We start from the raw sequence: 19,627 nt of genomic DNA on the forward strand, positions 1-19,627 counted from the left end.
CTTGGGGGTAAGCGTATGATCAAGACAAGTACCAGTAGGGGAAGCACCGCACTCTGGACGCCATGGGGCGAGGAGCGCATTCTCAAACCCGGCGAAAAATTCGCAAAGCTCCGCAACCTGGCCAAACGGCTGCGGGCAGCGCGCGGAAAAAAGCTCCCGCGCTCAAAACTTCTGGATTGAACGCCGCCTTGCTGCGGGTCGGCGGAAAAGCCTAGTTCGTCACCACGATGCGCGTATTGCTCGGGCCGAATTCCTTGACCATCGAATAGAAGGTCGCGGCGTTGGCCGTATGCAGCCGCACGCAGCCGTGCGAGGCAGGACGTCCGAGTTGCCTGACGGCCCCGGTGCCGTGGATGGCATAGCCGCCGCGGAAGAACACGGAATACGGCATCGGCGACATGTCGTATTTGCGCGAATACCACATGCGATGCATGCGCTGCGGCCGATAGCTGCCGCGCGGCGTGATATACCCCTGGCGCGCTGTCGAAACCTTCCAGCGGTAGATGACCAGCCCGTTCCGGCTTACAGTCATTGTCTGCGTGGAGACATTGATGTTAGCCACCAGCGCCGCTGCACTTGCGCCCACGGAAGACCCTATAAGCATAGCGCCAAGCGCTATTGCCATGAGAAACATCTTCTTCATGCGTCAACCCCCTCTTAGATTGCCCTTGTCTACCCCGACGCGTGCTATTTCACGCAGTTTTTCCTTCCTTTAAAGATGCCACGCTCACTTTAGCCGCGAGTTGTTTCGAAAATGACCGATCCGAACCGGAAAATTTAAACAATTTCCCGTGAAATTGCTCTGCCCGCCGCTGTGCCGGCAAAATCCTCGTCCCTGCACCAAGACTCCAGCCCTTGCAAAACGGGGCTGTTCCCTGCTCAACTCCAAGCATGAACGACCGACTTTTCCGCGCCGTCGATTCCCGCCGGGACGATCTGGTGACGCTGACCGCCGAACTGATCCGATTTCCCACGATCAACCCGCCGGGCGAGGCCTATCGCCCCTGCGCTGAATATATCGGCGAGCGCCTGCGCAAACGCGGGTTCGGCGTCGAGTTCATTCGCGGCGAAGGCGCGCCCGGCGACACTGACCGCTATCCGCGCATCAATGTCGTCGCCCGTTTCGACGGCCGCGTGCCCGGCCCGACCGTGCATTTCAACTCGCATATCGACGTGGTCGAGGCCGGTGAAGGCTGGACGGTCGATCCCTTCGCCGGCGAGGTGAAGGACGGGCGCGTCTATGGGCGCGGCGCCTGCGACATGAAGGGCGGACTGGCTGCCTCCATCATCGCGGTCGAGGCGTTCATGGAAACCTATCCGGATTTCCCCGGCGCCATCGAGATTTCCGGCACGGTCGACGAAGAGTCCGGCGGCTTCGGCGGCGTCGCGCATCTGGCCAGGCTCGGCTACTTTTCAAGGCCGAAGGTCGACCACGTCATCATTCCCGAACCTCTCAACAAGGACCGCATCTGCCTCGGCCATCGCGGCGTCTGGTGGGCCGAAATCGAGACCCACGGCCAGATCGCGCATGGCTCGATGCCGTTCCTGGGTGACAGCGCCGTGCGTCACATGAGCGCCGTGCTGCAAGCCTTCGAGGAAGAGCTTTTCCCGGCGCTCGACCGCAAGATGACGGCGATGCCGGTGGTGCCAGAAGGCGCGCGGCGTTCGACCATGAACATCAATTCCATCCATGGCGGCCAGACCGAGGATTTCCGGCCCGGCCTACCCGCGCCCAACGTTCCCGATTCCTGCCGCCTCACCATCGACCGCCGTTTCCTGCTGGAGGAAAACATCGAAGAGGTGAAGGCAGAGGTAACATCGATCCTCGACCGGCTGAAGCGCGACCGGCCGAAATTCAACTATAATATCCGCGACCTGTTCGAGGTGTTGCCGCTGATGACCGAGCGCGACGCACCCGTGGTCAAGGCGATGGCGCAGGGCATCATGGAGGTGTTCGACCGCGAGCCGGACTACGTCATTTCGCCCGGCACCTATGACCAGAAGCACATTGCGCGTATCGGCCACATCTACGACTGCATCGCCTACGGGCCGGGCATTCTCGATCTTGCCCATCGGCCGGACGAGTGGGTTGGCATCGACGACATGGTGCAATCCGCCAAGGTGATGGCGATCGGCCTGAACGTGCTTTTGCTTGGCAAGGCCGGGGACTGAGGTGGTGCCGCCGATTTACTCTGCGGCCAAATCAGGCTTCTATCCTGCGAACGGGAAAATGGGAGTAGGCAGATGAATTCGTGGAAGAGCGTTCTGGCGGCGACAGCCCTCGCACTGGCGTCGGCAACATCGGCAATGGCCGCGCGGACCGACATCGTGATCGGCATCCCGCTCGAGCCGCCTCACCTCGATCCCACCGCCAGCGCCGCCGCCGCCATTGACGAGGTGCTTTACGCCAATGTCTTTCAGGGCCTCACCCGCATCGGACCGAGCGGCGAGGTGCTGCCCGATCTTGCCGAGAGCTGGACCATCTCCGACGACGGCAAGACCTACACCTTCAAGCTGCACAGCGGCGTGAAATTCCACGACGGCAGCGACTTCAATGCCGACGACGTGAAGTTCTCGCTCGACCGGGCGCGCGGCGAAAAATCGGCCAATGCCCAGAAAGCCCTGTTCGCCGCCATCGACACGGTCGAAGCGATCGACCCGGCGACGGTCAAGATCACCCTGAAGAATCCGCAGGGCTCCTTCCTCTACAATCTCGGCTGGGGCGATGCGGTGATCGTGGCGCCGGAAACCGCCGACACCAACAAGGAAAAGCCGATCGGCACCGGGCCGTTCAAGTTCGAGAACTGGGCCAAGGGCTCTTCGATCACGCTGGTGAAATCCGCCGACTACTGGGGCGAGCCGGCCTTCCTCGACAAGGCCGAGTTCCGCATCGTGCCTGACGCAGCCGCCGCCGTGCCGGCGCTGCTTTCGGGCGACGTGCAGGCGTTCCCGTTCTTTCAGCCGGACGGCGTCGCACAGATCGAGGGCGATCCGCGCTTCAGCGTCGTCGTCGGCGCCACCGAGGGCGAGACGCTGCTGTCCATGAACAACAAGAAGCCGCCCTTCGACAATCTCAAGGTGCGGCAGGCGATCTCCTATGCGCTGGACCGCGCCGCCATTGTCGAGGGCGCCTCCGCCGGCTTCGGCAAGCCGATCGGCTCGCACCAGTCACCGGCCAGCAAGGACTACGTCGATCTGACCGGCATGTACCCGCACGACGTCGCCAAGGCCAAGGAACTGCTCAAGGAGGCTGGCCTTGAAAACGGCTTCAAGGCGACACTGAAGCTGCCGCCGCCCTCCTATGCCCGTCTCGGCGGCGAGATCATCGCCTCGCAACTGCGCGAAGTCGGCATCGACCTCGAGATCATTCCGATCGAATGGGCGCAGTGGCTGGAGCAAGTGTTCAAGGGCAAGGATTTTGACCTCACCATCGTCTCCCATACAGAGCCGAACGACATCGATATCTATTCGCGCAAGGACTACTATTTCAACTACGACAATCCCGCGTTCGACAAGGTGATCGAGGAACTGAAGGTCACCTCCGACGAGGCCAAGCGCAAGGATTTGCTCGGCCAGGCGCAGAAAATCCTCGCCGAGGACGCCGTTGTCGGCTTCCTTTTCGAGCTCCCCAAGGTTGGCGTCTGGGACGCCAAGCTGGAGGGATTCTGGACGGACGCGCCGATCCAGGCCAACGACATCACCAAGGTGAAGTGGAAGGATTAAGGACAGCTTCCTTCTCCCCGTTCACGGGGAGAAGATGCCGGCAGGCAGATGAGGGGCGATGCTGACTTTGGAAATATTCATGCTGCCCCTCATCCGGCCCTTCGGGCCACCTTCTCCCCGTAAACGGGGAGAAGGAAATGCGCTACAATCGCCATGACCGCCTATCTCCTCAAGCGTATCGCCATAGCCATCGCCACGCTGGTGCTGGCCTCGCTTGTCGTCTTCGCCGTGCTGGAGATCGTGCCGGGCGATCCGGCCCGCCTGATGCTCGGGATGAACGCCAGCGCCGAGCAGGTCGAGCAGTTGCGCACGCAGATGGGCCTCAACGACCCGCTGCTGCTGCGCTATCTGCATTGGGCGGGCGATCTGCTGACCTTGGATCTCGGCCGCTCCCTCACCTACTCTGTCCCGGTGCTCGACCTCGTGCGCGAGCGCATTGCCGTCTCCCTGCCGCTGGCGCTCATCGCGCTGGCGCTTTCGGCCGTCATCGCCATTCCGGTCGGGCTCTATTCCGCCAGCCGCCGCGGCCATGCCGGCGACACGCTGGCCATGGGGGCGGCGCAGATCGGCGTAGCGATCCCGAATTTCTGGTTCGCGCTGATGCTGATCTATCTCTTCGCCGTGTGGCTGCGGCTGGTGCCGGCCGGCGGCTTCCCCGGCTGGGGCAACGGCATCTGGCCGGCGCTCAAATCCCTGCTCCTGCCGGCGGTGGCGCTGGCCCTGCCGCAGGCGGCGATCCTCGCCCGCGTCACCCGCTCGGCGCTGATCGACGTGCTGAACGAGGACTATATCCGCACAGCCCGCGCCAAGGGCCTGCCTTACCGCGCCGTTCTATGGCAGCACGCGCTGCGCAACGCGATGATCCCGGTGCTCACCATCCTCGGCCTGCAATTCGCCTTCCTGCTGGCCGGCACCATCATCATCGAAAACGTCTTCTACCTGCCGGGTCTCGGTCGCCTCGTCTTCCAGGCGATCACCCAGCGCGACTTGATCGTGGTGGAGAGCGTCGTGATGCTGCTGGTCGCCGCCGTCATCGCTGTCAACCTCATCGTCGACCTGTCCTACGCAATCGTCGATCCGCGCCTCAGAGGCCGCGAATGACGCTGCCTGTCGATGTCTCAAGGGAGAAACCGGAGCGGCTTGTCGCCAGGGCCTTCGCCAACCGCTCTTTCGTGATCGGCTTTGTGATTGCGGTAGCCGTCGTCGCCATGGCGCTGCTGTCGTTTTTCTGGACGCCATTCGATGTGACAAAACTGGTCATCGCCGACAAGACGCAGGCGCCGTCCCTCACGCACTGGTTCGGCACCGATCATTTCGGCCGCGACATCCTGTCCATGGTCATGGTTGGCGCGCGCAATTCCATCGCCGTGGCGCTGGTGGCGGTCGGCATCGGCATGGGCATCGGCGTTCCGCTGGGCTGCCTCGCCGCCGCGCGCGGCGGCTGGCTGGACGAAATCGTCATGCGGCTGAACGACCTTGTCTTCGCCTTCCCCGCCCTGCTCTCCGCCATCATGATCACCGCGATCTTCGGACCCGGCGCAGTCAACGCCATCATCGCCATCGGCATCTTCAACATTCCCGTCTTCGCGCGCGTTTCCCGCGCCGGGGCGCTTGCCATCTGGCCGCGCGAATACATCCTCGCAGCGCGAGCCGCCGGCAAGAACCGCACGCTGATCACGCTCGAGCATGTCCTGCCCAACATCGCCACGCTGCTTCTGGTGCAGGGCACCATCCAGTTCGCGCTCGGCATCCTCGCCGAGGCCAGCCTGTCCTATGTCGGCCTCGGCTCGCAGCCGCCGATGCCGAGCTGGGGCCGCATGCTGTTCGAAGCACAGACCCGCATGGCCATCGCGCCGTGGATGGCGATCTTCCCCGGCATGGCCATCGTCGTCACCGTGCTGGGCCTCAATCTGCTCGGCGACGGCATCGCCGATATCCTCGACCCCAAATCGCGGCGGCGTTCATGAGCCCGCCCAAAGGTCTGCTCCAGATCGAGAACCTGTCGCTCGAGATCGGCGGCGTACCGGTGCTGAAGAACGTGGACCTTGCCATCGAGCGCGGCGAGGTGATGGGGCTGGTCGGCGAATCCGGCTCCGGCAAGTCGATGACGGCGCTGACGATCATGCAGTTGCTGCCCCACGCCGCCCGCGCCAGCGGCAGCGTCATCTTCGACGGCATCGACATTCTTGCCGCGACCGAAGACCAGATGTGCGCCCTGCGCGGCGACGATATCGGCATGGTCTTTCAGGAGCCGATGACGGCGCTCAATCCGGTCAAGACCATCGGCGAGCAGGTGGCGGAGGGCATACGCTGGCACACCCGCGTCTCGCGCGCCGAGGCCGAGGATCGTGCCCGTCAAATTCTCGACCGGGTCGGCCTGCCGGAGGCGAAGTTCCCGCTGTCGCGCTATCCGCACGAACTGTCCGGCGGCCAGCGCCAGCGCGTCGTCATCGCCATCGCCTGCGCGCTGAAGCCGAAGCTGCTGATCGCCGACGAGCCGACCACGGCGCTCGACGTCGTGCTGCAGGCGCAGATCCTCGACCTTTTGCGCGATCTCGTCGCCGAGAACCGCATGGGCCTGCTGCTGATCTCGCACGACCTCGCCGTCGTCACCGAAATGGCCGACCGCATCACCATCCTGCGCCACGGCGAGGTGATGGAAGCCGGCGAGACGGCCCGCGTGCTGTCGCAGCAAGAACATCCCTACACACGTCAACTGGCGCAGGCCTCGATGCATGTGCCGAAGCGTAGGGCTTCACCCTCCCCCTTGTGGGGGTCCGACGGACGGGCGAGACCCGTGGCTCGCCCCGGTGAGTCGGTGAGTGATCGAAGCGCAGCGGAGATCACGAAACGGGGTGGGGGAACGCCCGCGCCGGATGTTGCACCCCCACCCCGTCTCGATCCCTTTGCTTCGCAAAGTCCTCTCGCCGACCCTCCCCACAAGGAGGAGGGTGAAAGTGCCGCCCCCCTCCTCTCCGTCCAATCCATCTCCCGCCTCTACCCCGGCCGCCGCACTTCGCTCTTCCGCCGCGATGCGCCGGTTCATGCCGTCGACGATGTGTCCTTCACCATTGCCCCTGGCCAGTCAGTCGCCCTTGTCGGCCGCTCAGGCTGCGGCAAGTCCACCCTCGCCCGCATGATCCTCGCCCTGGACAAACCGTCATCCGGCGAAATCCGCTTTCGCGGCGAGACGATCACCGGCAGGTCGGAGGCCGATCTCAAACCGGCCCGGCGCGACATGCAGGTCGTGTTCCAGGACCCTTACGGCTCCTTCGATCCGCGCCAGAAGGTGGAGAAGCTTGTCGCCGAGCCGCTGCATCTTCTGGAAGCACAGCCTTCGCCCGTCGAGCGGCGCGACATGGTGGTCCACGCGCTGCGCGAAGTCGGCTTGTCCGAAACCGATCTCAACAAATACCCGCACGAATTTTCGGGCGGACAGCGCCAGCGCCTTTCCATCGCCCGCGCCCTGATCACCCGGCCCAGACTGATCGTCGCCGACGAGCCGGTCTCGGCGCTCGACGTGTCGATCCGCGCGCAGGTGCTCGACCTCTTCGCCGATCTCAACGACCGGCTGGGGGTTGCGTATCTCTTCATCACCCACGACCTGACGGTGGCGCGGGCCATAACAGACGAGGTCATGGTCATGCATGACGGGCGGATCGTCGAACGGGGACCGACCCCCTCGGTGCTGGACAGTCCGCGTTCGGAAGCCGCCCAGGCGCTGGTCGCGGCCGCGCCCGATCTCCATCGCGCGCTGGCCAAAAAGATGCGGGAACAGGGGTGAGTGGCGAACTACGGCTCGGTCGGCGCTCTCACCGCATCGACCGGGCTGATATCCAGAAGCTCCAGCGTCCGGCGCAGCAATCTCACCTCGTTCTCCGCCAGGTGACGATCGGCCTTGGCGATTTCCGCCATGTGCCGCGCCAGCAGCCGGCGGCGCTCGATGTCCAGCCCACGGAACATGGCGATCGCCTGCGAACCGGTCGTCTCGTAACCGAAGTCGTTCAGATACTCGACGACGCCGTCCATGCTCTCTGCGGAGATACCGAACGACTCCGCGCAGATGCGCCGCAACGTCTCCATTTCGTTCTCGCTGACAGAGCCGTCCGCCAGGATCATCCGGAACAGCATCAGCAGTTCGGCCGAAAGCACGGGATCCTCGGCCACCTTGCGGACGCCGGGATCGCCGTCGAGCGCGGCGCGTATCTGGTCTAGCAATGCGATGGCCATGCGTGTCCCCCATGAGCTGGTCCGATAGTTAGCGCCAAATCGGCCTTGCGCAAAAGGGGTGGCTGTGGTCGAACGCCTTATCCCGCAGGCAGCGCAGCCTTTACCCGAACATGTTCGACCTCACCCTCCAGACTGTGGCCTTGCTGGCGTTTGCCGCCTTCTGCGCCGGTTTCATCGATTCCATCGCCGGCGGTGGCGGACTGGTCACCGTGCCGGCGCTGCTGCTGGCCGGTCTTTCGCCGGTCGAGGCGCTCGGCACCAACAAATTGCAGGGCCTGTTCGGCTCAGGCTCAGCGACGCTCGCTTATGCCTCGAAGGGGCAGGTCAATCCGCGCCGCCAGCTTCCCTCCGCCCTTCTCTGCTTTGCCGGCAGCGCCATTGGCGCCCTGGCCGCCACCGTGGTTCCCGGCGAAGTCCTCGGTGCAGCTCTCCCCATAGTCCTGATCGCCATTGCGATCTACTTTGCCGTCAAGCCCAACATGGGCGATGTCGACAGAGCCGAGCGCCTGTCGCCCTTCCTGTTCGGGCTCACCGTGGTGCCCGTCATCGGCTTCTATGACGGGCTGTTCGGGCCGGGCGCCGGCTCGTTCTACATGCTCGCCTTCGTGGCGCTGGCGGGCTACGGCGTGCTCAAGGCTACGGCCCACACCAAGCTGCTCAATTTCGCTTCCAATCTCGGCGGTTTCGCCGTGTTCGCCGCTGTCGGCGTCATTCATTGGAAGATCGGCCTGATGATGGGCGTCTGCCAGTTCCTCGGTGCCCGCGTCGGGGCCCTGCTGGCCGTGCGTATCGGCGCCCGGCTGATCAAGCCGCTGCTGGTGCTGGTCTGCGTGGCGCTGGCGATCAAGCTGCTTTCCGATCCGCAAAACCCGCTGCGCACCGCCATTGGTGTGTGATCCGGTAGGCTGGTATCATGGTGCCGCATCGAATCACGATGCGGAGGAGGCAATGATGAATCTCAGTGCACCTAAGCAGATCGTTTTCATCATAACCGTCATCATCGCGGTCATCGCGTTGCTGATGGCGTTCGGTATTTTCAGTCTCGGCGCGTTGTCCGCCTTCTGGGTCATGACCATCGCCTATGTCGTGCTGGCGGTCGCCTGCCTGATCCGCGGCGTCTAAATCTTCACCTCGGAGCCGAAGCGCCGGCGCGGCTGTATGTGGCCGGCGCTTCGATCCGAACTTAGCGGGCCAGCGAAAAAATCGCCTCGCAGTCGAGATGTTCCTCGAGCTGCGCCGCGATGCGGTCCAGCGCATCCTCCACCCCTTGACGGTAGTCGATGCCGCCGCCCTTGACCCCAAGGCTTTCGAGAAACTTGGCGCGGAAGGCATCGGCGCCGAACAATCCGTGCAGATAGGTGCCGAACACCTTGCCGTCGGCCGAAACCGCGCCGTCCTCCACCCCGTTGATCAGCGTCGCCGGTCTGGCGCAATCCGGCCCGAAGGTGCGGCCGAGGTGAATTTCATAGCCTGCCAATGGCAGGCCGAACGGTACCGAGCTTGCCGTGACCTGCCGCACGGTCTTTTCCGGCTCCATCGCCGTTTCGACATCGAGCAATCCCAGACCCGGCGCTTCAGCAGCCCCGCCTTCGATGCCATGCGGATCATGCACCGTGCGGCCCAACATCTGGAACCCGCCGCAAAGGCCGACGACATGACCGCCGCGCTTCACATGGGCGGCAAGGTCCCGGTCCCAGCCATTCTCGCGAAACCGCAACAGATCGCCGATCGTCGACTTGGAGCCAGGAATGACCACCAGTCCCGCATCCGTGGGCAACGGGTCGCCGGGCGGGACGAACACCACCTCCACCTGCGGTTCGGCGCGCAGCGGATCGAGGTCGTCGAAATTCGCGATGCGCGACAGCATCGGCACAGCCACCTTGAGCGCGCGCTTCTCGCCCTTGGCCAAGCGCTCCAGCACGACGGAATCTTCCGACGGCAATCGGGCCGCCGCATCCAGCCACGGCACCACGCCGAAACACCGCCAGCCGGTGAAACCATCGATGGCTTTGATGCCTTCATCGAACAGCGAGACGTCGCCGCGAAACTTGTTGATGATGTAGCCCGCCACCATGCGCCGGTCCTCGTCCGGCAGGATGAGATGGGTGCCGGCCAGCGAGGCGATGACGCCGCCGCGGTCGATGTCGCCGACCAGGACGACCGGCACGTCGGCCCGCGTGGCGAAGCCCATATTGGCGATGTCGCGGCTGCGCAAATTGATCTCGGCCGGCGAGCCCGCGCCTTCGACGATCACCAGATCGGCCCCTTCGCCAACCCTCGACCATGAATCCAGCACCGCTTCCATCAGCTTCGGCTTCAGCGCCTGATAGTCGCGCGCCCGCGCCTCGCCGGCCATTTTTCCCTGCACGACGACCTGCGAGCCGATATCGGTCTGCGGCTTCAGCAGCACCGGGTTCATGTGGACGGTGGGCTCGACCCCGCAGGCGAGTGCCTGCAGCCATTGCGCCCTACCGATTTCCCCCGCCCCGGCCTGCCCCGGTATGGCAGCCACGGCGGCATTGTTGGACATGTTCTGCGGCTTGAACGGCCTGACCGCCAGACCGCGCTTTCTGGCAGCCCGGCACAGGCCGGCCACCAGCACGCTTTTGCCGACATCCGATCCCGTGCCCTGCAGCATGACCGCCCGCGCCATCGCTAGATCCCTGCCCTGACGGTGGCCCCAAGCGATGGTCCAATGTTGAAAATTGTCGTCACTGAAAGGCTCCGGGTCTTCATTTTTGCACAGCCGCTTCGCAGATGGTCGGATTGCGCGGTGGCATCATTGGTCTAGATTGCGGAATGCGCATAGCCCAAAACGACATTTCGGGAGGACGTCATGGATAGCGCGGTTCAAGCGGCCGGCGGCCAGTTCGAGCTCAACGAGGACCAGCGGGCCATCCAGACAATGGCGCAGGATTTCGCCGCCGAGCGCGTTGCCCCCCATGCGCTCGAATGGGACCGCGACAAGCACTTTCCGACCGACGTCATCCGCGAAACAGGCCCGCTCGGGCTGGGCGGCATCTATGTGCGCGACGATGTCGGCGGCTCCGGCCTCGGCCGCCTCGACGCGGTGCTGATCTTCGAAGCGCTCGCACATGCCTGCCCGGCGTTCTCCTCCTTCATCTCCATCCACAACATGGCGGCATCGATGATCGACCGCTTCGGCAATGAGGAGCAGCGCCAGCGCTTCCTGCCGAAGCTGACCTCGATGGAATGGCTGGCCAGCTACTGCCTGACCGAGCCCGGCTCCGGTTCCGACGCGGCGGCGCTGAAGACCAGGGCGGTGCGCTCGGGCGGCAACGGTTCGGACTATGTGCTGAACGGCGCCAAGCAGTTCATTTCCGGCGCCGGAGACAGCGACGTCTACATCGCCATGGTCCGCACCGGCGCGGAAGGCCCGAAAGGCATCTCCACCGTGGTCGTCCCGAAGGATGCGCCCGGCCTCTCCTTCGGCGCCAATGAGCACAAGATGGGCTGGCACATGCAGTCGACCCGCCAGGTCATCTTCGAGGACTGCAAGGTGCCGGCGGAAAACCTGCTCTCGACCGAGGGCGCTGGCTTCGGCATTGCCATGGCGGGCCTCGATGGCGGCAGGCTCAACATTGCCGCCTGTTCGCTCGGCGGCGCGCAGTCGGCCCTCGACAAGGCGCTTGCCTATACGGCCGAGCGCAAGGCATTCGGCTCCGCGTTGAACCAGTTCCAGGCGCTGCAGTTCAGGCTCGCCGACATGGAGACAGAACTCCAGGCTGCGCGCATCTTCCTCTACGCGGCGGCCTCGAAGCTCGACGCCAAGGCCCACGATGCCTCGAAATGGTCGGCCATGGCCAAGCGCTTCGTCACCGACACCGGCTTCGAAATCGCCAACCAGGCTTTGCAGCTTCTTGGCGGCTACGGCTATCTGCATGACTACGGCATCGAGAAACTGGTGCGCGACCTGCGCGTCCATCAGATCCTCGAAGGCACCAACGAGATCATGCGCGTCATCATCGCGCGGCAATTGATTGGGCGGCAGTAAGCAATCGGGAAATTCCGACTGCCAACTGCCGACTGCCCCTACTGGAGGAACCAATGACCACCATCGCCTTCATCGGCCTCGGCAATATGGGCAATCCCATGGCCGCAAATCTGGTCAAGGCCGGACACGCGGTGCAGGGCTTCGACCTGATGCCGGAAAACCTGACCGTGGCGCGCGAGCACGGCATCACCGTCATGGCCAATGCGACGGCCGCGGTGAAGGGCGCGGAGGTCGTCATCACCATGTTGCCTGCCGGTAAACATGTGCTGTCGGTCTACGAAGACATCGCGTCGAAAGCGGAAAAAGGCGCGCTGTTCATCGATTCCTCGACCATCGATGTCGAATCCGCCCGCAGGGCTCATGCAATCGCCAAAAGGCACGGCCTGCTTTCGATCGACGCGCCGGTTTCAGGCGGCACGGTCGGCGCATCCGCCGCCACCCTCACCTTCATGGCTGGCGGTGCTGCGGAGGCCTTCGCGGTTGCGGAGCCGGTTCTGAAGCCGATGGCCCGGCGGATCGTCCATTGCGGAGACGACGGCGCCGGCCAGGCAGCCAAGATTTGCAACAACATGATCCTCGGCATTTCGATGATTGGCGTCGCCGAGGCCTTTGTGCTGGCCGAAAAGCTCGGCCTGTCGCATCAGGCGCTTTTCGATGTCGCCTCCACCTCTTCCGGCCAGTGTTGGGCGCTCACCACCAACTGCCCGGTCCCGGGGCCGGTGCCGGCTTCGCCCGCCAACAGGGATTACAGGCCGGGTTTTGCCGCGGCGCTGATGCTCAAGGATTTGAAGCTCAGCCAGGAGGCCGCCCAGGGCGCTGGCGCGGTGACGCCGCTCGGCGCCGAAGCCACGCAGCTTTATGCGCTCTTCGCAGCGCAAGGACTGGGCGGCGAAGATTTCTCCGGCATCATCAATTTCCTGCGCGGCGACAGGTGACGCCGACAGGCAGAAACGCTCGCCACCGCTTCGACCACAAAAAGCCTATATTTAGGTTTGCTTAAGCTCTCGATAACCCCACGGTAACGATGTGCCTGTAGAACGGAACGCGAGGCGGATTTCCGCCCGGCGCTCCGGATCAGGTCTCGCGTCCCGGAGCCAGGTTTTAGTACTTGAGTAAAAAGTGCCATGCGTATTTGGCAAAGCCGCGTTCCTAACGGAGCGCGGCTTTTGCATTTGAGTTGTCGTCACTTCGGTGACAGGCGACGATAATTCGCGTTGACGGCCCGGCTGGCAGGGCCAAGTGCGGCCAGGATGGAGCGCTCAGCTGCGACACCGCTGATCAGCGCCGGTGTCTTGCCGGCGAAAACATCCGTCCAGAAATCCGCGGCGGATTGGACCAGCGACAGTTGTGCTGCGACCACGCCCTGCGCGAAAGCCGCATTCTTCTCCAGGATGGCGCGCCGGGCTTCCTTGCCCATGCCATGAACACCCCCGCTCTCCGCCGCCATCAGCGGTATGCGCATGGCCATCACCATGGGCGTCAGCATCAAGCTCCCGGCAATGGCTGCGCGGTCCGCCTTGCGGATTTTTCGTACTGTCATGGAAATTCCCCTGGCGACCGCTATCGGGCGCGCCTTTAAACGCGTCGTAAGGAGGAACGTTCCGCCGGGGTTGCAGCGCACGCACTTGTCACGGCCCGTTGCGTGGCCGCACAAGCAATGGACGGCATCCAGCAGTAAACATCATGTCGTTTTGCTCGTCCTTCTGGTCGCCGCTTCCGCACTGGGCGCGCCGGGCGCAGTCCATTATCAGCCGCGAAGCGTCCGGTTTCCGAGGTGTTCATGAGCGCCGAATTGCATTCTGTCGAACCGGCACTTGCTGCCGACCGCAACCGGCGCGGCGGCCGCGCTGGCAAGCGCTCCAGCGGCGCCGGCGCCTTCGAACAGCCGCCTTTCCGGCAGCTCAGGAACCCTTTGACGCCGACGAAATTCGTCTCCGACGACGAACTGGAGTCGATCCACCTCGCCTCCCTGCGCGTCCTGCGGGAAATCGGCGTCGACGTGCTGCACGACGAGGCCCGTCGCATCATGAAGGCGCATGGCGCAGACGTGCGCGACGGCTCCGACCGCGTGCGTTTCGACAGCGGCATGATCCTCGAACTGATCGCGCATTGCCCGGCGGAATTCACGCTGCACGCGCGCAACCCCGCCCACAATGTCCGCATGGGCGGCGACAACGTCATCTTCTCGCAGATGGCTTCGGCACCCAACTGTTCTGACAAGGAGGGCGGCCGCCGTGCCGGCAACCAGCCGGACTTCCGCAACCTGGTGAAGCTCGGGCAGATGCACAACATCCTGCATGTGACCGGCGGCTACCCGGTCGAGCCTGTCGATATCCACCCGTCGATCCGCCATCTCGAATGCCTGCGCGATTTCGTGGTGCTGACCGACAAGGCCTTTCACGCTTATTCGCTCGGGCTGGAGCGCAATCTCGACGGCATCGAGATCGCCCGCATCGGCCGCGGCATCTCGCGTGAGCAGTTGCTGGAAGAGCCGTCGCTCATCACCATCATCAACACCAATTCGCCGCTCAAGCTCGACGTCCCGATGATGGAAGGCATCATCCAGATGTCGTCAGCCGGACAGGTGGTGGTCGTCACCCCCTTCACCCTGTCGGGCGCCATGGCGCCCGTCACCATCGCCGGCGCGCTGGTGCAGCAGAACGCCGAGGCGCTCGCCGGCATCGCCTTCACGCAGATGGTGCGCAAGGGCGCGCCGGTCGGCTATGGCGGCTTCACCTCCAATGTCGACATGAAATCCGGCGCGCCGGCCTTCGGCACGCCCGAATACATGAAGGCGCAGCTCGTCGGCGGCCAGCTCGCCCGCCGCTATCGACTACCTTACCGCACTTCGAATGTCTGCGCCGCCAACGCAGTGGATGCGCAGGCTGCCTATGAAAGCGTTTTCTCGCTGTGGGGCTGCATCCAGGGCGGCGGCAATTTCATCAAGCACGCCGCCGGCTGGCTTGAGGGCGGGCTGACCTGCTCCTACGAAAAGACCATTCTTGACATCGATCTTTTGCAGATGGTGACGGAATTCCTGACGCCGCTGGACCTGTCGGAAGACGCGCTCGCCATCGACGCCATCCGCGACGTCGGCCCCGGAGGCCATTTCTTCGGCACGCCGCACACGCAGTCGCGCTACAAGAATGCCTTCTATGCACCGATCCTGTCCGACTGGCGGAACTTTGAAACCTGGAGCGAGCACGGCGCGCCAACCGCCTTCGAGAAGGCCAACCGCATCTGGAAGGAGCGGCTGGCCATGTATGAGGAACCCTATCTCGACCCGGCGATCCGCGAGGAACTCGACGCCTTCGTGGAGAAGCGAAAAGCCGAAGGCGGCGCTCCGACGGATTTCTAAAACTCGGATCACAATCAGCGCAATTCCGGAATCATTGTCTCCACATACGGACCCATCCCCATGAAATCCCACGCAAAAGCGGTTGTCATCGGCGGCGGCATCGTCGGCTGCTCGGTTCTTTATCATCTCGCCAAGGCCGGCTGGACCGATGTCGTGCTCATCGAGCGCTCGGAACTGACCTCCGGCTCGTCCTGGCACGCCGCCGGCGGTTTCCATACGCTGAACGGCGACCCCAACGTCGCCAAGCTGCAGGCCTACACCGTCCAGCTCTACAAGGAGATCGAGGAGCTTTCCGGCCAGTCCTGCTCGCTGCACCTGACCGGCGGCGTGATGATGGCCGATACGCCGGAGCGCATGGATTTTCTTCGGCTCGCCCACGCCAAGGGCCGCTATCTCGGCATGGACACCGAGCTTATCACGCCATCGGAAGCCAAGGCGATGTTCCCGCTGATGGACGAGACCAACTTCGTCGGCGCCATGTGGGACCCGGTCGAGGGCCATCTCGATCCGTCCGGCACGACCCACGCCTACGCCAAGGCGGCGAAAAAGCTGGGCGCGGAAATCGTGCTGCGCAACCGCGTCATCGAGTTGACCCAGGAGCCGGACGGCACCTGGAATGTCGTCACCGAACAGGGAACGATCAAGGCCGAGCATGTCGTCAATTGCGGTGGCCTGTGGGCGCGCGAGGTCGGCCGCATGGTCGGGCTGGAACTGCCGCTGCTTGCCATGGAGCACATGTATCTGCTGACCGAGCGGATGCCGGAAGTCGAGGCCTTCAACAAGGAAACCGGCCGCGAAATGGTCGGCGTGCTCGACTTCAAGGGCGAGATCTACACGCGTCAGGAACGCAATGGCGTACTGCTCGGCACTTATGAGAAGGCCTGCAAACCGTGGTCGCCGGTCAACACGCCATGGGATTTCGGCCACGAGCTGCTGCAGCCGGACATCGACCGCATCGCACCGTCGCTGGAAATCGGCTTCAAGCATTTCCCCGGCATCGAGAAAGCCGGCATCAAGCAGATCATCAACGGCCCCTTCACCTTCGCGCCGGACGGCAACCCGCTGGTCGGCCCGGTGCAGGGCCTGACCAATTTCTGGTGCGCCTGCGCCGTCATGGCCGGCTTCTCGCAAGGCGGCGGCGTCGGGCTGGCGCTGTCCAACTGGATGGTCCATGGCGATCCGGGCTTCGATGTCTGGGGCATGGATGTGGCGCGCTGGGGCGAATGGGCGACGCTGCGCTACACCAACGCCAAGGTGCGCGAAAATTATTCACGGCGATTCTCGATCCGCTTTCCCAATGAGGAGCTGCCGGCGGCCCGGCCGGCGCAAACCACCCCGCTCTACGACACGATGGTGGCGCAGAACGCCGTCATGGGCGACAGCTGGGGCCTCGAAACGCCATTGTGGTTCGCGCCGAAAGGCACTGAGCCGAAGGATATCGTCTCCTTCCACCGCTCCAACGATTTCGAGCATGTCGGCAACGAGGTGCGCGCCACGCGCGAGCGGGTCGGCGTTACCGAGATCGCCAATTTCGCAAAATATGAAGTCAGCGGAACGGGTTCGGAGGATTTCCTGAATCGCTTGATGACCAACAGGATGCCGAAGGCCGGCCGCATCGTGCTGACGCCGATGCTGAACGAGTTCGGCAGGCTGATCGGCGATTTCACCATCGCCAAGGCAGGCGAGGATCGCTTCATGATCTGGGGATCGTCGGCGGCGGCGAAATATCATATGCGCTGGTTCGAAAAGCACCTGCCGAAGGATGGGTCGGTTCGCATCCACCGTTTCGACCAGACGCTGGTCGGCCTTTCCATCGCCGGGCCGAAATCCCGCGACCTGCTTCGGAAGCTGGCCGATGTCGACGTCTCGACCGAGGCCTTCCGCTTCATGGATTTCCGCGAAATGGCGGTCGGCGGCGCGCCCTGCATGGTCAACCGGATCACCTATACCGGCGATCTCGGCTACGAGATATGGATGCAGCCTGCTTATCAGCGGCTGGTCTATCAGGCGATCAAGCTGGCCGGCGAAGAGTTCGGCATCGTCGATTTCGGTATGCGCGCCCTGCTTTCCATGCGCCTGGAGAAGAATTTCCCCACCTGGTTCCGCGAGCTTCGGCCGATCTACGGACCGTTCGAAGGTGGCATGGACCGCTTCATCAAGCTGGACAAGAACGACTTCATCGGCCGCGAGGCGGCGGCAAAGGAACAGACGGACGGCCCGAAGCTGCGCCGGGTTTCCTTCGTCGTCGATGCCGCTGACGCCGATGTCATGGGTGACGAGCCCATCTGGGCCAAGGTTTCCACCGACTACGGCACGATCGACCAGCCGCACGGCTATGGCGCCCCGCGTTTCGACGCGGCAGGCAAGGAGGTGCGCACCTCGAAGGCGGCCGAAGGCGCCTCCGCGGTGCGCGGCATCGTCGATGGGGACTGGCGCGTGGTCGGATGGGTAACGTCCGGCGGCTATGCGCATTTCGTGCAGAAATCCATGGCCCAGGGCTACATCCCCGCGGCGTTGGCGGACGACGGAAGCGCCGGCCGGTTCGAGATCGAAATCCTCGGTCATCGCCGCCCGGCCCGCATCAACGTCGAGCCGTTTTTCGATCCTGCCGGGGACAAGATGCGCGCCTGACAGAGTATCTGGATGTAAGGGCGATTGTGTGGCCTCGCCGGTCGTGCTTATAGAGCCGTCATGCAGGCGGCTTGGGCGCAAAAATATCTTCCCGCACATGTGGCGCGGGCAAACTGGCTGGCTGAGGGCCGCGTCGGATCTATCAGTGCGGTGTTCGTCGCGCTCGCGGCCTATTTCCTGATCCAGATCGTCGTCATGACGGCGCTCTCGCACATCGTCGGCACCGGCGTCGGCGTCGATGATGCCGAACAGCTCATGTATATGGGCGAGCTGCGCGCCGGCTATGGCGGTTCGCAGCCGCCTCTATACAGTTGGTTTGCCTGGACGGTGGCGCAGATATTCGGCCCGACCGTGCTGACGTTGAAGATCGTCAAATATGCGATGGTCTTCACCGGCCTGGCATCGATCGTGCTGGTTGCCCTGCGCATGGGATATTCGCGGCACACCGCCCTGACGGCCATGTTCGGCGTCGCGCTGTTCCCGCAGATTTTGTGGGAAATGCAGCACACGCTGTCGCACTCGGTGGCGGTGTTCTGCTTCTGCTCGCTGCTTCTCCTGGCCTTCGTCGAACTGGTGCAGCGGCGCACGACACCCGCCTATGTGGCCTTCGGGCTGGCCTTGGCGGCGGCAATCCTGGCCAAATACAACGATATCTTCCTGATCGGCGCCCTGCTCGCGGCAGCGCTGTCGCTGCCGTCCATCCGGCCCGCGATCATGGACCGGCGAATCCTGCTCAGCGTCGCGATCGCCCTGCTGGCCTGCGCGCCGACGCTCTATTGGAATCTCAGCCATCCCGAGGAATTCCTGTCGCGCGGCTACAAGTTCGGCATTGGCGCCAGCGGCGGACCATTGACCGTCGCACTGGCCGGCATCGGCGAATATGCCGAAGCCATCATCAACTTCTCGCTGCTGCCGGTCGCCGTGTTCGGACTGGTCAGCCTGGCTTGTGGCATTTCCGGTTTTCGCGTCACCGGTCCGGCGCGGGATATGGAAAAACTTCTGTGGCGAACCTTGGCAGTCGGCGTGGGCGTCGTCCTGATACTCGTGCTGGCCAGCGGCGCAACCGCTTTCCGTGACCGCTGGATGCTGCCGATCCTGCTGTTTCTTCCGCTCGCCATGGCCATGCGCATGGAGCGTCTCGGCGAAAAGGGCCGCACCGCGCAGATCGCGGTCATCTGCCTGGCGGCGGGCGCGGCCCTGCTGGTCATGCCCTTCACCTGGTACATCCATCTTCACGGCGGCTCGGACCGAAGCAGCATCGCCCGCGTGGATTATTCCACGCTCTACCGCGACCTGACGGCCGGCGGCCCGATCAACACGGTCATCGCGGACTGGCACTGGATCGGCAATCTGCGGCTGGCCGATCCGGACCTGGTCATCATGTCGACCGAGGTCCCGGGCTTTGCCGAACGGCTGCGGGAGCCGGCACGTCTGCTGTCGCTCGACCGGCCGGAGCCGCGCGGCGACATCGTCGACCGCATCCGCCGGGCTGGCTACGAACTGGCTGGCCCGCCGCGTGAGCTCACTGTTCCGATGCTGTTCACCTGGGACCAGGAGAAGAAGGAACGCCGCGTTTTCGTTGCCGACATCAAGAAATCGGTTGCGGCGCCGGCCGGATCGGCGCCAGCAGCTTCGCCAACAGCGGCTCCGGCGTCCTAGTTATCTCCCCA

Annotated in this window: 16 protein-coding genes; 12 read left to right on the forward strand and 4 right to left on the reverse strand. The window is 64.0% G+C overall.

Features of this window, described 5'->3' with window-relative positions; all coding sequences use genetic code 11:
- Window positions 1-211 precede the first annotated feature (211 nt).
- Entirely contained in the window at window positions 212-643 is a 432-nt protein-coding gene (locus J2X35_RS07585; protein WP_310183441.1) for a L,D-transpeptidase, read from the reverse strand.
- A gap of 248 nt (window positions 644-891) precedes the next feature.
- On the opposite strand from J2X35_RS07585, the gene J2X35_RS07590 reads away from it, so the two are divergent.
- The 5 genes from J2X35_RS07590 (at window position 892) to J2X35_RS07610 (ending at window position 7,507) form a co-directional block, all read left to right on the forward strand.
- The gene (locus J2X35_RS07590; RefSeq protein ID WP_310183444.1) at window positions 892-2,172 is read left to right on the forward strand and encodes an acetylornithine deacetylase/succinyl-diaminopimelate desuccinylase family protein; all 1,281 of its coding nucleotides are present in this window, start codon (window positions 892-894) and stop codon (window positions 2,170-2,172) included.
- A 72-nt stretch (window positions 2,173-2,244) separates the two neighbouring features.
- Window positions 2,245-3,723, forward strand: coding sequence for an ABC transporter substrate-binding protein (locus tag J2X35_RS07595; protein ID WP_310183447.1), 1,479 nt, complete (start codon window positions 2,245-2,247; stop codon window positions 3,721-3,723).
- Window positions 3,724-3,876: 153 nt separating this feature from the next.
- Window positions 3,877-4,824, forward strand: coding sequence for an ABC transporter permease (locus J2X35_RS07600; RefSeq protein ID WP_310183449.1), 948 nt, complete (start codon window positions 3,877-3,879; stop codon window positions 4,822-4,824).
- Entirely contained in the window at window positions 4,821-5,690 is an 870-nt protein-coding gene (locus J2X35_RS07605) for an ABC transporter permease (protein WP_310183451.1), read from the forward strand. Before J2X35_RS07600 ends, J2X35_RS07605 begins: the two co-directional genes overlap by 4 nt.
- Window positions 5,687-7,507: a dipeptide ABC transporter ATP-binding protein gene (locus tag J2X35_RS07610; RefSeq protein WP_310183453.1), complete on the forward strand. Its 1,821-nt coding sequence runs from the start codon at window positions 5,687-5,689 to the stop codon at window positions 7,505-7,507. The genes J2X35_RS07605 and J2X35_RS07610 overlap by 4 nt, the downstream gene beginning before the upstream one ends.
- A gap of 8 nt (window positions 7,508-7,515) precedes the next feature.
- Here J2X35_RS07610 and J2X35_RS07615 read toward each other — a convergent pair whose 3' ends face one another.
- On the reverse strand, window positions 7,516-7,953 hold the full coding sequence (locus tag J2X35_RS07615) for a TerB family tellurite resistance protein (RefSeq protein WP_056110128.1): 438 nt from the start codon (window positions 7,951-7,953) through the stop codon (window positions 7,516-7,518).
- Window positions 7,954-8,063: 110 nt separating this feature from the next.
- Between J2X35_RS07615 and J2X35_RS07620 the strand changes: the two genes are divergently transcribed.
- Both J2X35_RS07620 and J2X35_RS07625 read left to right on the forward strand, forming a co-directional pair.
- Window positions 8,064-8,849: a TSUP family transporter gene (locus J2X35_RS07620; RefSeq protein WP_310183456.1), complete on the forward strand. Its 786-nt coding sequence runs from the start codon at window positions 8,064-8,066 to the stop codon at window positions 8,847-8,849.
- A gap of 55 nt (window positions 8,850-8,904) precedes the next feature.
- A complete protein-coding gene (locus tag J2X35_RS07625) occupies window positions 8,905-9,075 on the forward strand; it encodes a hypothetical protein (protein WP_310183457.1) in 171 nt (56 codons plus the stop codon).
- Window positions 9,076-9,136: 61 nt separating this feature from the next.
- Here J2X35_RS07625 and J2X35_RS07630 read toward each other — a convergent pair whose 3' ends face one another.
- Window positions 9,137-10,606 carry a cobyric acid synthase gene (locus tag J2X35_RS07630; protein ID WP_310183459.1) on the reverse strand — a complete coding sequence of 490 codons (1,470 nt, stop codon included), beginning with the start codon at window positions 10,604-10,606 and terminating at the stop codon, window positions 9,137-9,139.
- 183 nt (window positions 10,607-10,789) lie between these two features.
- Here J2X35_RS07630 and J2X35_RS07635 point away from each other — a divergent pair, with 183 nt between their 5' ends.
- Entirely contained in the window at window positions 10,790-11,968 is a 1,179-nt protein-coding gene (locus J2X35_RS07635; RefSeq protein ID WP_056110134.1) for an isobutyryl-CoA dehydrogenase, read from the forward strand.
- Between the two features lie 53 nt (window positions 11,969-12,021).
- Window positions 12,022-12,903 (forward strand): 3-hydroxyisobutyrate dehydrogenase, encoded by an 882-nt coding sequence (gene mmsB, locus J2X35_RS07640; RefSeq protein WP_310183461.1) that lies wholly within the window; start codon window positions 12,022-12,024, stop codon window positions 12,901-12,903.
- A 248-nt stretch (window positions 12,904-13,151) separates the two neighbouring features.
- On the opposite strand, the gene J2X35_RS07645 is transcribed toward mmsB, so the two are convergent.
- Window positions 13,152-13,508: a hypothetical protein gene (locus tag J2X35_RS07645; protein ID WP_310183464.1), complete on the reverse strand. Its 357-nt coding sequence runs from the start codon at window positions 13,506-13,508 to the stop codon at window positions 13,152-13,154.
- Window positions 13,509-13,748: 240 nt separating this feature from the next.
- On the opposite strand from J2X35_RS07645, the gene J2X35_RS07650 reads away from it, so the two are divergent.
- The 3 genes from J2X35_RS07650 to J2X35_RS07660 are packed head-to-tail and all read left to right on the forward strand — an operon-like array spanning window position 13,749 to window position 19,616.
- The gene (locus tag J2X35_RS07650; protein WP_310183465.1) at window positions 13,749-15,326 is read left to right on the forward strand and encodes a trimethylamine methyltransferase family protein; all 1,578 of its coding nucleotides are present in this window, start codon (window positions 13,749-13,751) and stop codon (window positions 15,324-15,326) included.
- Window positions 15,327-15,386: 60 nt separating this feature from the next.
- Entirely contained in the window at window positions 15,387-17,957 is a 2,571-nt protein-coding gene (locus J2X35_RS07655; protein WP_310183466.1) for an FAD-dependent oxidoreductase, read from the forward strand.
- A 60-nt stretch (window positions 17,958-18,017) separates the two neighbouring features.
- Window positions 18,018-19,616, forward strand: a complete 1,599-nt coding sequence (locus J2X35_RS07660; RefSeq protein ID WP_310183469.1) for a glycosyltransferase family 39 protein — start codon at window positions 18,018-18,020, stop codon at window positions 19,614-19,616.
- The last annotated feature ends 11 nt before the right edge of the window (window positions 19,617-19,627 follow it).

The sequence above is a fragment of the Mesorhizobium sp. BE184 genome (assembly GCF_031457045.1).
In the GTDB taxonomy this organism is placed as follows: Bacteria; Pseudomonadota; Alphaproteobacteria; order Rhizobiales; family Rhizobiaceae; genus Mesorhizobium.